Source organism: Bacillus sp. FSL K6-0069 (genome assembly GCF_038007785.1).
Taxonomy (GTDB): domain Bacteria; phylum Bacillota; class Bacilli; order Bacillales; family Bacillaceae_G; genus Bacillus_A; species Bacillus_A mobilis.
Genome location: NZ_JBBOXN010000002.1, coordinates 242202 through 256184 on the forward strand (window position 1 = coordinate 242202; position 13983 = coordinate 256184).

General features: G+C 33.1%; 10 protein-coding genes and 1 pseudogene. 8 read left to right on the plus strand and 3 right to left on the minus strand.

Going from position 1 to position 13983, the window contains the following annotated elements; translation table 11 throughout:
• Positions 1-2: 2 nt before the first annotated feature.
• The 5 genes and pseudogenes from MHB74_RS28385 (at position 3) to MHB74_RS28405 (ending at position 7057) form a co-directional block, all read left to right on the plus strand.
• Entirely contained in the window at positions 3-509 is a 507-nt protein-coding gene (locus MHB74_RS28385; protein ID WP_061680254.1) for a DUF6262 family protein, read from the plus strand.
• A gap of 685 nt (positions 510-1194) precedes the next feature.
• The gene (locus tag MHB74_RS28390) at positions 1195-2553 is read left to right on the plus strand and encodes a D-serine ammonia-lyase (RefSeq protein WP_061680253.1); all 1359 of its coding nucleotides are present in this window, start codon (positions 1195-1197) and stop codon (positions 2551-2553) included.
• A gap of 792 nt (positions 2554-3345) precedes the next feature.
• Entirely contained in the window at positions 3346-3639 is a 294-nt protein-coding gene (locus MHB74_RS28395) for a DUF3947 family protein (protein WP_061680251.1), read from the plus strand.
• A 737-nt stretch (positions 3640-4376) separates the two neighbouring features.
• A pseudogene (locus MHB74_RS28400) lies at positions 4377-4529 on the plus strand (CPBP family intramembrane glutamic endopeptidase); the annotation flags it as partial.
• A gap of 245 nt (positions 4530-4774) precedes the next feature.
• Positions 4775-7057 carry an ATP-binding cassette domain-containing protein gene (locus tag MHB74_RS28405; protein ID WP_061680250.1) on the plus strand — a complete coding sequence of 761 codons (2283 nt, stop codon included), beginning with the start codon at positions 4775-4777 and terminating at the stop codon, positions 7055-7057.
• 1359 nt (positions 7058-8416) lie between these two features.
• Here the strand turns inward: MHB74_RS28405 and MHB74_RS28410 are convergent.
• The 3 genes from MHB74_RS28410 to MHB74_RS28420 all read right to left on the minus strand — a co-directional run bounded on the left by MHB74_RS28410 (position 8417) and on the right by MHB74_RS28420 (position 11070).
• On the minus strand, positions 8417-8851 hold the full coding sequence (locus tag MHB74_RS28410; protein WP_061680249.1) for an ASCH domain-containing protein: 435 nt from the start codon (positions 8849-8851) through the stop codon (positions 8417-8419).
• Between the two features lie 80 nt (positions 8852-8931).
• Positions 8932-10080 carry a zinc-dependent alcohol dehydrogenase gene (locus MHB74_RS28415; RefSeq protein WP_061680248.1) on the minus strand — a complete coding sequence of 383 codons (1149 nt, stop codon included), beginning with the start codon at positions 10078-10080 and terminating at the stop codon, positions 8932-8934.
• A 627-nt stretch (positions 10081-10707) separates the two neighbouring features.
• The gene (locus tag MHB74_RS28420; RefSeq protein ID WP_061680247.1) at positions 10708-11070 is read right to left on the minus strand and encodes a winged helix-turn-helix transcriptional regulator; all 363 of its coding nucleotides are present in this window, start codon (positions 11068-11070) and stop codon (positions 10708-10710) included.
• Positions 11071-11193: 123 nt separating this feature from the next.
• Here MHB74_RS28420 and MHB74_RS28425 point away from each other — a divergent pair, with 123 nt between their 5' ends.
• From MHB74_RS28425 to psiE, 3 genes are all read left to right on the plus strand, one after another.
• Entirely contained in the window at positions 11194-12309 is a 1116-nt protein-coding gene (locus MHB74_RS28425; protein ID WP_076868150.1) for an S-(hydroxymethyl)glutathione dehydrogenase/class III alcohol dehydrogenase, read from the plus strand.
• 28 nt (positions 12310-12337) lie between these two features.
• Positions 12338-12919: an S-(hydroxymethyl)glutathione synthase gene (gfa, locus tag MHB74_RS28430; RefSeq protein ID WP_000214001.1), complete on the plus strand. Its 582-nt coding sequence runs from the start codon at positions 12338-12340 to the stop codon at positions 12917-12919.
• 442 nt (positions 12920-13361) lie between these two features.
• Complete coding sequence (psiE, locus tag MHB74_RS28435) at positions 13362-13787, plus strand: phosphate-starvation-inducible protein PsiE (protein ID WP_000195740.1); 426 nt, start codon at positions 13362-13364, stop codon at positions 13785-13787.
• Positions 13788-13983: the final 196 nt, after the last annotated feature.

The following is a 13983-nucleotide window of genomic DNA, read 5'->3' on the forward strand; positions in this document are numbered from 1 at the left end:
AGATGAAGAGTCTGGGTCTAGCTAAATATCAAGATGAAAAGAAACAAGATTCTATTCAGAGGGTTCAATGGGCTATTCAAACACTGCGTGATCTTGAGGGGAACCACACAAAAATGAAAGCTGAAAAGCTTGCTGAAATGACTGGCTTGAGTAGGACTGCATTGTACAAGCCACATTTAAGAAAGCTTTGGGATGTTAAATGGGTAAAAATTCAAAAAGAAAAATCTGATTCTAGAGAAAATTTCGCTTTTAATAAACAGATTGAAGAATTACAACAAACTATTTGCCAATTAAAAAAGGATCTGTTATCTCAAGAGGTTAAAATTAGTAAGGTCAAGAAGCAATTAGACAATGAAAAAATGAGAAGTAAAGTCTTTAAAATTGAATATGAGGAGCAAAAGAAAGAAAATGAAAAATTGTTATATAAACATTTAGTCTTGTTAAGAGGTTTACATTCAAGGGGAATTGAAATTACGGATTTTGAAGAAGAAAATATTAGTGTAAATTAATACGCGATTTAAATAAGTGAGTGTATTATCATGTATAAAAGTAATATAGTATTGATGTAAAAAAGATATAGACATATTAAATTAATACTTTTATAAATAGATAGAATTATTGTCCCTTCCAATTGTATTAAGAACCTAACCAATAAGATGAAACATCAACTCTTTTTAAAGGAGAGTTGATGTTTTACTTTTTAGTATTTTCAAATATTTAAATTATATATATAATTTGTTAATCATTATTTGTATGAAACATTCCCACTTTTAGGGAGGTTTATTTTTTTGATTAGATCTCAAAATTAATTCTTGTGTATTGGTTATCCCTTTCTCGATTTAACTAAACATTGAATGAGGGATATTAGCTAACTCTGCTAAACCTTTACTAGTTAATCTAGATTCCTTTATCGGTAACTGAATATTTAGAAATGTATAAATACTTCGTGCGAGTAACCTCTTTTAGGTGAATGGAATTTAATTTAATTTAATTTAATTTACCTTTATTTAATTAAGTGCTAATATGAACTTGATTATAATAAACTTTGATTAATTTATAAACATTTATTTAAGCGAAAGAATGGTAAATAATATGATGATATTTTTATATGCATCTTTTTGGTTTTTATTTAAGAGTTTATTATAAAATTCATCACTTAATTTAAGTTGATAATAGTTAACAGGGGGTTTAAAAATGAGTGAGATTTCAATACAAATAAAAGAGGATTTAAAAAAGAAGTATCCTTTAATTCAAAAGTTAATTGCGACAGAGGAAATGTTTTGGAGTAATCCAAATAAGACAGATTTTAAATCTGCTATTCAAAATAGTGCTTTAACTAAAGAAGATGTTATTGATGCAGAAGATAGGTTAAAAAGATTTGCTCCATATATTGCAAAAGTTTTCCCGGAAACTCAAGAGATGAATGGGATTATTGAATCTCCATTAGTGAAAATTAATGCTATGCAGCAGTATCTGCAAGTAGAATATAACGAGGAAATACCAGGACAATTATTACTAAAATGTGATAGCCATCTTCCAATTTCAGGGTCTATTAAAGCAAGAGGAGGTGTATATGAGGTATTAAAATACGCTGAAAATTTAGCATTTGAACATCAATTGTTACACGAAGAAGATAATTATTCTATACTAGATAGTGAAAAGTTCAAGGATTTCTTTTCAAACTATTCTATTACTGTGGGTTCCACTGGAAATTTAGGTTTAAGTATTGGTATTATGAGTGCGAAGTTAGGCTTTAATGTGACTGTTCATATGTCAGCAGATGCGAAAAAGTGGAAAAAAGATTTACTTCGAGGTAAAGGAGTTAATGTTATAGAATATACAGCGGACTATAGTAAAGCCGTAGAAGAAGGAAGAAAACAAGCTGATAAGAATCCGATGTGTTATTTTATCGATGATGAAAATTCAAGGCATTTATTTTTAGGCTATGCTGTAGCCGCTGCGCGCTTACATACACAATTAGAGAAATTTCAAATAAAAATCGGCGAGTCTTGTCCTCTATTTGTTTATCTGCCATGTGGAGTAGGTGGAGGTCCAGGTGGTGTTTCGTTTGGTTTAAAGTTAATGTATGGTGATAATGCGCATGTATTTTTTGCAGAACCTACTCATTCTCCTTGTATGCTATTAGGTATGATGACAGGATTGCATGATGGAATCTCCGTGCAAGATTTTGGAATTGACAATAAAACAGATGCAGATGGACTTGCGGTGGGAAGAGCATCTGGATTTGTAGGTAAAACAATAGAGCCATTTTTAAGTGGTATATATACAATTAGCGATAATCACCTATATAAGTTACTAAAAGGGTTAGTAGATACAGAGGGTATAGAGTTGGAACCATCAGCATTAGCGGGTATGATTGGGCCAATCAAATTGTTTAAAGAAGGACAAAGATATATAACAAATAATGACTTAACAAAAAAATTGAACCAAGGTATTCATATAGTATGGGGAACTGGAGGGAGTATGGTTCCAAAAGAGGTAATGAAAGTATATTATCAGGCAGGTTCTCAGTTAATCAATAAAAAATATTGATAGATATAAAATGAGTTCATTTTTCATGGCTACCTATGAGAAGATGAACTCATTTTCGTTTTTTGGATGATGGCCACTTTCTGGTACTCCATGTCCATCAATTCAAGAAAGTAGATCCTTTTCTAAACGATAAAACTGAACTTCGGTGTTATCAAAACTCAATTTTTCCGTTTAGGGCTTGGTAAAGAAAATGTGCATCCACTATGAACATTTAGAGGTAGATTTACTTCCAAGGAAATATGTCGTGCGTTTTATGGATAGAAGCTCCTGTATTCGAATCTCATAGTATTAGTGAGGGAATTGGAAGGAAAGCGATAAAGATGGGACACAATAAAAGATTTCGTGATAGTAAAGAATTAAGTGCAGTAATAATATCATTTCCAGGAACTACATGTATTTTAGAAAATAAATATTCCGATAAAATTTTACCATGTCTATTTTGGGAGCCTCTGTCAAAGTTGAGTTGGTTTTCTATAGAAAATAGTTATACATATATGTTTATAGTGGTTTGAAGCAGAAAATAGAATTAGAAAAGTCATCTATTTGTCTTGAGGTAAAATATATTCTTCAAAATCCTTATTTAAAATTAAAGAGTACCTTGGGAGAGAGGCGCTCTATGGCCAAGGCTAATGATGAAAATAGGTGACTACGATTGTATTGTATGTACGAGTTTAAATAAAACCCTTACTAGGTAGGTAATAAAAAAATAAATTAGATTCTATATTTAACACTTAGAAAACCATCGTCATAACATAAATTGTAGTAATTCAAATGAAAGAGGGTTGGATATTTATGGATTATCCTGGTATTAATGGCTTAATTAGAAGGTATCGTCCTCAAGCAGGTACCACGGCTATATCATATAGTGCAGCGCAAGGTACTCTTCACGCTGTTCATCATGCAATGCAAATGCAACAACAAATGCAACAACAAATGCATCCTCATATGCAACAACACACGTATCCTTATATGTATCCTCATATGCAACAACATTATGCATCTACTGGATATTACAATCCTATAGTGATTTCAGCAGATGGGTTATATATATCAACAATTCCCCATGGAACTCTATACAATTTATAGAAAGATTTTAACTGATAAGTAAATGTTCATTTGAAATAACGATTTTATTAAATAGGTAAAAAAAGAGCACCTGACCAGGGTGCCCCGCCCATAACTATGAATAACAATCCATAATAATATATGTGACTTTTGCCCAATCGTGATGGAATCCAATAAAATCTTTATTTTTGAAAAAAGAGGTGATTAATTGATAAGTAAGTGTTCATTTGAAATAACGATTTTATTAAATGGGTAAAAAAAGAGCACCTGACCAGGGTGCTCCGACCATAACTATGAATAACAATCCATGATAATATATGTGACTTTTGCCTAATGGTGATGGAATCCAATAAAATCTTTATTTTTGAAAAAGAGAGGTGACTCTTTGTACTGGCTATTTTATCAGTTTGATAATGGGAAAATTGTAAATCCTCCTATTACAATACCATTATTTGTTGCAATAGGAGGATTGGAAGTCCTAAGTTAAAGAAATAAGAATTTGTTTTTCAATGCATGTTATTGATCTTAAAGGCGAATGGAATTTTGTTGAGAGTCAATTGTAGAAAGAGAAAGAGTATTGGGAAGGCATTCCTCATATCAAGAAGTCGTTTAAAAAATATATGTTGAAGAATATTTTTAGTTTGTTATTTAGAAAGCATGACATATACACAGGAGATTAATACAAATTGTCTTATATACTTAAGTTTCTATAAAATCGTAAATTTAATAAAAGACGAGAGGTAAATATAATAACACAAATAATCTATTTTCTTATATATAATAAATAAATCATTAATAATTCCAAGCTATCAATTTAATTATCAAGAAATGCAATCATATAGATTTTAAAGGGGATCATATTAGTATTTCTAGCGCAGATGATCGGTAGTATTTTAGATAAGAGTATATTCCATCCATTACAGATGTATTTATTTGAAATAAGAACCATTTAGTGAATTAATAATGAGTGCCACTTTAAAAGAAGAGAGGGCTTAGAATGGATAATGATGTTACATAAATATTTTATTTTTGTAAAAAAATGTTGTTTACAAAAGATAAGAAAGCGTACACTAACTAAAAAAGCTAATGCTAATATTGATACTAAAAAAGAGACATTTCTACTTACTTATATTGGTGGATAAAAAGGGGGTATATCATGTTAAATGCTTTCGAAAATAATTTTATTGAAATAATTAATGCTACAGAAAATAATCTGAAAAATATTCATTTAAAGATACCAAAGAAAAAGACGACAGTGTTTGTTGGTCTTTCAGGATCGGGGAAATCATCACTTGTCTTTGATACACTAGCTGCAGTATCAAGGAGGGAGTTAAATGAAACATTTCCAAGTTTTACACAACAATATTTACCGAAATATGGTCAACCTCATGTGGAAAATATTAAACATTTACCAGTAGCAATTGTGGTCGAACAACAACCGATTGGAAAAAGTGCTAGATCCACTTTAGCAACCTATACTGGAATTTATTCGTTAATAAGATTAATGTTTTCTAGGATTGGCAAACCTTTCATTGGATATTCTGAACATTATTCTTTTAATTTACCTCAAGGGATGTGTCCTACCTGTCAAGGATTAGGATATATCGATGAGATTCACGAAGACCTATTAATTGACAAGAACAAGTCACTTAATGAAGGAGCTATTACTTTCGTTAGTTTTGGACCAGGAACTTGGCGATGGGAAGGATACGCCAATAGTGGTTTATTTGATTTGGACAAACCACTTAAAGACTATACTCCAGAAGAATTTGAAATGTTTATGCATGCCCCGCGTCAAAAATTAGAAAACCCTCCTAAAGAATGGGGGAAAACTGCGTTATATGAAGGCTTGGTACCTAGGATAAAACGTTCCATTATTCAAAGCGCTGAAGGTCGACATCACAAAGCAGCAATTGAAGCTGTTGTTACTAAAAAAAACTGTCCGAATTGTAAGGGGGCAAGGTTAAATTCAAAAACATTAACAAGCCGAATTAATGGATATAATATTGCAGAGGTCTGTTCCATGGATTTAATTCATCTTGTTGGATTTATTCAGAAAATCACAGAACCAATAGCCAAGGGTGTAACGCGTGAAATATTATCAAAAGTAAACGCATTAATTGATATTGGTTTAGGATATCTATCCCTAAATCGTGGAACAGACACTTTATCAGGCGGCGAGGCTCAGCGAATAAAAATTGCAAAATATTTAAGCAGCTCATTATCTGATTTAGTTTATATTTTTGATGAACCTAGTGTTGGGTTACACCCACATGATATTATCCTTATTAAACAAGCACTAACTAAACTAAAAGAACAAGGTAATACAGTTATATTAGTTGAACATAATCCTAGCATCATAGAAATGGCTGACTATATTGTAGAAATGGGACCAAAAGCTGGGACTTACGGAGGTTATATAACATTTACTGGAAGTTATCAAGAGTTATTAGAATCGGATACCATAACAGGGAGAATGCTTCAACAACCCATAAAATTCAAAAAAACAAGATCTTTTTCTGAATATATTCAGGTGAATCATATTGAATCTCATAATGTCCATGATGTTGATGTTAAAATTCCAGTTGGAATTATGACAGTAATATCAGGTCCTGCAGGTTCGGGAAAAAGTACTTTAGTTAACGCCGTGAAACGGCAGGTTTCTCCGAACCTTTATATTGATTTAAAACAAGACTCCATAGGTATAAATATAAGGTCGACACCAGCAACTTATTTAAATATATTATCTCCAATTAGAAAACTCTTTGGGAAGGATAATAATGTATCCATACAACTATTTAGTTTTAATGGAAAAGGGGCTTGTCCAAAATGTAAAGGGAAAGGGGTGACAATTACAGAAATGGCCTTTATGGATCCTGTGACTCAAACATGTGAACTTTGCAACGGAAAACGATATAGCAAAGAAGCTCTCCAATATAAATATCAAGGAAAAAATATTTATGAAGTACTTTCATTACCGATTTATGAAGCTTTGGATTTTTTTAAAGACATTCCAAATATCTATAAAAAGCTAGATAATTTAAAACAGGTAGGACTTGATTATTTAAATCTAAGTCAATCAATGACTACCTTATCTGGTGGCGAGTTGCAACGTTTAAAATTAGCATTTCAGTTGGAGAATACTGGTCAAATCTATTTTTTGGATGAACCAACTTCCGGACTTCATTTACAGGATACATTAAAGTTGCTTAGGTTATTTAATGATTTGGTAAATAAGGGGAATACTTTAGTGTTGATTGAGCATAATTTAACCGTTATTTCACAAGCAGATTGGCTGATTGATATGGGTCCAGATGCGGGTAAATATGGAGGCCGCATCTGTTACGCGGGAATACCATCGGATTCTATTCAAAACAAGGGATCACGTACTGGCGAAGCGTTACGTGTAGCTATGTCTTTTTCGAATGAATATTATTAAAAATATAAATTTTGTTTGTTGAGACTATTTTAAAGAGACGTTCTAACTTCTACTGGCCGATATCTATTAAAGTTTATGTAGTATTGATATTGTGTTTTAAAGACGTTTTTATAAGGAGTGCAATACACTTATCTGTTATTAATAAACTTTTAACATGGATTTCGGTCAATGGGATTTGTCTTAATTAATACATATTAGTGGTCATAATTTTAAAAACTTCGACTGGTTATTTGGGATATATTTACAGTAGAAGTTTTATATGTATTAATGTAGTGGCTGCTGTCCTAGTTCATTTTTACAGACTTACAAATCAACAACCGTTCGGAGCGATAGATGTCTTAGCTAATCGAATATCTATAGCTAGGATATCGAAGTATGCTTAATTGGGAAGATTGTAAGGGCAATTCTACTCCAATTCCTTTAATTTGAGCTAGCTGCTATAATGTCTTAAAAGCTTTATTGCAGATTATCAGGAAACGAGTATTTACACTTATTACTCTAGCCGTAATGAAATCACTATGGTTATATTTACGATGGATATATATCGTCGTTTATGTGGGCAGCAAAAACGATAAATCGTTATAAGTAATATGCAGGGATATATCGGCTTGAAAGGAATTTTAAACGATTGATTTAGAGTAGGCATTCAAAATAATGGAATGGTGGTCCATTATGGCGATATATTTATCATTGTTATCCCTTTGTATAAGTCGTTAAAATAGAAATTTGGCATTCCTGAAAGATAGTATGAGATTCAAGAATAGCATAGGGATTTCGCTATTCTTGAAGTCAACGACAGAAAAAATAGACTTTTTGATTAGTAAAGCGGATAGAGAAACTAACACATCATGTCACGTGTTAAATTTGCATGAATGAATATAGCAGTGTGGATTGCTACAAGTATTATAAAGGGAACTTTCAAGGAACTACAAAGAGAGTTGAAAAATATAGGTTTAGAGAAAAGAAATGTAAGTTCAATATTTTTTATGAATCATTAGGTATGTACTTAGAAGTTGCTCTAAACAGTGAATTTTCTATTGGTGTACAGTGACAATAAAGATGCTTAATATTTACTTGATGGATTGGCATTATTATGCTAGATAATAGTCTTTTTGTAAAAATAAAGTTGTTTAATTTTTGTATGTAGGAATTTTAATAACTATATAATTTACATTGTAAAACCCTTGCTAAATATGCAAGGGAAGGTAGATGTACTAGCTGTAAAAAGCTAAGCAATTATTGTAAATGATAACAACTTAATTGTTATGTAAACGGCTTTATTTATTATTAAACAACAATATTGTCACTTGACAATCAGGACAGGTAGAGAATGCGTAGCTTGTTTATCCTATAGTTAGGCTACAATGAATTAATATCATAATCCCACAGGCCTAAATTCCCCCTAGCGGGTATATAATTTATTAACATTTCTTTATTAGAAACTTCCCAAGCATAATTCCCAACCCTAAAATCCCCTAAAAAGTAGTCATTTCCTGAAACTATACGTCCATCTTCCAATACTGCACTCGTTTGGTTGTCTTCTATTACCTTTAAACAATTTATAAGATTACATACACCAATAATCTTACCGGTTGGTAGATTGTTTTTGTTCAATCCTTGTTTGCTGAGTATAGAATGAATTATATCATTGTTGCAAGCATTACTATCAATCTTTTTACTCGTGTGAATTGCCAATGAACCACGATATTTAGTATTCCATGTCCTTGTTTCATAGTGAGCTTCATTAGACAGAAAAAGGCTAGCCCATGGTTGAATCATTGAAAGTACCTTCATGTAAGTAATCCCACTTTCTTTTAATATCATTGAAATATAAAGCAAAGTCGTGTTCTTTCAAACACGACTTTGCTTTATATTTATGGTTTGAGAATAACCTTAGTACACTCATCTTCATGGTCATTAAAAATTCGATAAGCTTCACTTGCCTGATCCAATGGGATTTGATGACTAATAATTTGAGTTGGATCTAGTTCGCCGGATGTAATTTTTTCAAATAACATTGGCATGAGATGTATAACAGGGGCTTGGCCCATTTTTAAATTGATATTTCTTTCCCATATATTACCGAGAGGGAATTGATTGTATGTGGAACCATAAACGCCTGTGATTTGAATTGTACCACATTTACGGACTGCATCTGAGGCGATTTTGAGAGGGCTTAGTGTCCCCCCAATCATCATCATACTTTGTTCAATAGATTCAAGCATTGTTTTTTTACCATCCATACCTACACAATCGATAACCACATCCGCTCCGCCATGTGTTAGTTCACGGATATATAGTCCGGTATCAGTGAATTCTTCAAAGTTAATTGTTTCCACATTGTTCATTTGTTTTGCTTTTTGTAATCTGTATGGTAGGCGATCAACAGCAATAACACGTTTAGCTCCATGCATCCAAGCAAACTTTTGTGCCATTAAGCCGATTGGTCCACAGCCTAGAATAACGACAGTATCACCCTTTTTTACTCCACCATGTACGACGCTCCAATAAGCTGTTGGTAATACGTCAGATAGGAACAATACTGACTCATCGGGCAGCTCGCATGATTCCGGAATAATGAAGGGAATATTGTTCCCATATGGTACACGTAATAATTCCGCTTGACCTCCGACGTAATCCCCGTAGCGGTCTGTAAAACCGAAGTACCCGCCCGTATCTATATTATAAGGATTAGGGTCAGTATTGGCATTATCGCATTGACTTTCCATATCTTGTTGGCAATATTGGCAATGACCACAAGCAATATTGAAAGGTAATACAACTCTATCGCCTTTTTTCACGTGTGTAACCTCTGGGCCAACCTCTTCAACAATTCCCATTGGCTCATGACCAACTACATAATCTTGTTGAGCTGGTAATGCGCCTTGATAAATGTGGAGATCGGAACCACAGATCGCAGTTGATGTGATTCTTACGATAATGTCATCGTTTTTTATTAAAACTGGATCTGGGACATTTTTAACCTGCATATCTCTTACCCCTTGGTACGTCACTGCTTTCATTTCTTTACCTCCTAGTCGGTTTTGCTCAGAAATTTCATTATAGTATCGTCCAGTAAATTTAAGTATATACATTTGTATTGATTCAATTTAATTTTTTTCAGCGTACTGCAATGAGATTTTTTTGGATTAGGGATCATCCACATGTTACGCTCATAAACTTGTTAATTGTATTATTGTGCGATGAAAGTTTCTGCCGTATTCTCTGCTAATGAACGAAAAAACTGAGGGATTTCATAGGTTGCTCCAGCTAAAAAATGACGAAAAACATCCTTTATTCTTTATGCATTAATGTACTTCTGGAAACTCTTGCACTTCTATTTATGGAATAAAGCTCAATAAGAAAATTGATTTATAGAAAAATACACTTAAAAGAAAAGGGGAAGAGAAGGGTTGAGAAAATGAAAAAACCACGAAACACCTTGATATGAAAGCGCTTCGTGGTTTTTTAGATGTTTCAAACACATCATTTAAGAATTTCTTCTTCTTTTGAGTGTATATCGTATACATAAGAAAATTGAGTATTATTATTCGATTCCTTCGTTATCCTAACATTTGTATCGATTTTTATGGAAATGGATTGTTTACAGCCTCTGTATATCCTCTTGCCAATTTGAATCAACTTAGATTTTATTCAACTGATTTTTTATTAGAATCTTTCTCTAAAAATTCTCTGAAATCATCTCCCCAATCACAGATAGAGTTTACAACGGGTTCTAGAAGTAAACCAATTTCACTCAGTTGATACTCTACTTTAGGAGGTACAACGGGGTATACAACTCTAGTAATTATTTCATCTTCTTCTAATTCTCTCAATTGTCTAATTAACATGCGTTGATTGACATCGGGAAGGTATTTTTGTATTTCACTTAACCTTAATGGAGCCTGTTGGAGCAAACACCATATAATCGCTATTTTCCAACGTCCACCTATAACGGATAAAGCCAAATCTTTGCTAGTGAAAAAAGTTTTTTCTTTATAATCAATAACCATATATCACCAATTCTTTCTATTAGGGTTTTGTTTATAGTGACAAAAACGTCAGTATTGTCTAGTGAATTATAATATGTAATTATGGAAAAGTAAATTAGAAAACAAAAGAAAGAAGGGATTCAATTGAAAAGTAGAGCTGCTGTTGCATTTAAGCCAGGAGAACCACTTCAAATCGTAGAAATCGATGTAGAAGAACCAAAAGCAAAAGAGGTATTGGTAAAAATACTGTATACTTCTGTCTGTCATACAGATGCTTTTACATTATCAGGTGACGATCCAGAAGGCGTATTTCCTGCTGTATTAGGTCATGAAGGTGCCGGTGTTGTCGTTTCAGTAGGTGATGAAGTGACTTCAGTAAAACCTGGTGATCATGTGATTCCACTATATACGGCTGAATGTGGAGAATGTAAGTTCTGTCGTTCTGGTAAAACAAATTTATGTAGTGCCGTACGAGAAACGCAAGGTAAAGGTTTAATGCCTGATGGAACAACTCGTTTCTCTTATAATGGAGAGCCTATTTATCATTACATGGGAACAAGTACATTTAGTGAATATACAGTCGTTCCTGAAATCTCTTTGGCAAAAATTGACCAAGAGGCGCCGCTTGATAAGGTTGGCCTATTTGGATGCGGTGTGACTACAGGTATTGGTGCGGTACACAACACAGCAAAAGTAGAAGAAGGGGCTGTGGCAGCTGTATTTGGTTTAGGAGCGATTGGATTAGCCGCTATTCAAGGACTGGTTCAAGCGAAGGCAAGCCGAATTATTGCTGTTGACCTAAATCCTGAAAAATGGGAACTAGCTAAAAAAATGGGAGCGACTGATTTTGTGAATCCTGCGGATTATGATCGCCCAATTCAAGAAGTTATAGTCGAAATGACAGATGGAGGAGTAGATTATAGCTTCGAGTGTATTGGAAATGTTGAAGTAATGAGGTCCGCTCTTGAATGTTGTCACAAAGGTTGGGGTGAAAGTACAATTATCGGTGTAGCAGGCTCTGGTAAAGAGATTCATACTCGTCCATTCCAATTAGTAACAGGTCGAGTATGGCGTGGTTCTGCTTTTGGCGGCGTAAAAGGTAGAACGCAGCTTCCAGGAATGGTTAAAGATTATATGGATGGTAAAATTGATATCGATTCGTTTATCACACACCACTTAAACTTTACAGACATCAATGAGGCATTTGAATTGCTCCATAAGGGTGAGTCAATCCGTACGATGTTAACATATGAAAAATAATGAGTATATTCAAGGAGGATAACGACATATGACTACCACTAAATTACATCCAAGATTAGATAACGGGATTAATGATTATCCAGTAGTAAAAGACTTTGCAGGAGGAACATTAAAGTGTCTCTGTGAATCAAATAAAGTAGAAGTCAAGGTAGATTCGCAAACAATGCACAACCATGCATGTGGTTGTTCTAAGTGCTGGAAACCAGAAGAATCCATTTTTTCTATAGTAGCTGTAGTACCTCGTGACAAAGTTCATGTCATTAGTAACGGCCATAAGTTAGAGATTGTTGATAAAACAGCAGCAATTCAAAGACATTTTTGTAAAGAGTGTAAAGCACATTTATTTGGTCGTATAGAAAATAAAGATCATGCATTTTATGGTTTGGATTTTGTTCATACAGAATTATCAGAGGATAAAGGGTGGTCTGCACCCCAATTTGCTGCATTTGTTTCGTCGGTAATCGAAACGGGTACTCCCGCTTCAAAAATGGCCGATATACGAAAAAATTTAAATAACATTGGATTACCTACCTATGATGTCCTATCACCTGAGTTAATGGATTTAATTTCTATTAATGCTGCTAAACTAAATGGCACATTAAATGAATAAAAATTTATACTTTAATGTAGTGTAAGTCCGAAATGTAAAAAGTAAATCTTGCTGGTACGCATGATAAATAGCCGCCTGTTTATTGATTTTTCATCAAATAGGCGGCTGTTTTATAATTTTGTACAGGTAGCTTGCCTAATTATTTTTAGATCAGGACACGTGCTGATCCAGCATTTTAGGATTCTAATGTATGGTCAACAAGGCAGAAAACGCTGTACAGAATCTATGTACAAGTACTAATCCGTGTGAAACATCTGTAGAAGAAACGAAAGAAACTGAATGTAACCTCATTTTATGGACAAGATGTTCCCTTCTAAATAAAGATCAGCAATTAACTAAAACAAGGTTTATAAAATTCGCTTTTTTGCAGCCGTTCTAAGAAGGAGCGACTGCAACTATTTTTATAGTTAATTACATTCCATTAATCTAGAGAGGTGTTATCATGACACAATATATTAAAAACAAAAAATTGAAATTTTCGGTTCCCGTCATTTTTCAATTTGCTTTAAATATAGCATTGATTTTATTAGCTTTTATTTTTTTTGTTTTACTTGGAAAAGAAATAATATATTTCATTCAGTTTTCTATATTTAACGAAGGTTTTGAGAATCAATACAAGCTTCTGGATCGCATTTTAATTTTCTTTTTATATTTTGAGTTTATCGCCATGATTACAAAATACTTCCAAGGACATTATCACTTTCCACTACGATACTTTCTTTATATTGGTATTACTGCTATGATTCGTCTGATCATCGTCTACCATGAAAATCCGATTGATACACTTCTTTACGCTTCGGCCATACTGGTACTAATTATCGGTTACTATATTATGAGCTCTTCATCAGCAATGGAGCAAAAATGTTAATTTGAATAACCAAAAGGAACTCACCAAAAAACTAATATACAAACTGTCATAATTAAATATATCAAGCTTATGACGGTTTGTATCTTCTAGAAAGGTTAGGTTTTACATCTTTTTTATTCGTATTTAGAGTAATCTCTTCAACAATATACCTATTTAACAATACTTCACTCATGGATTTATCCCTATTTCAGATTTT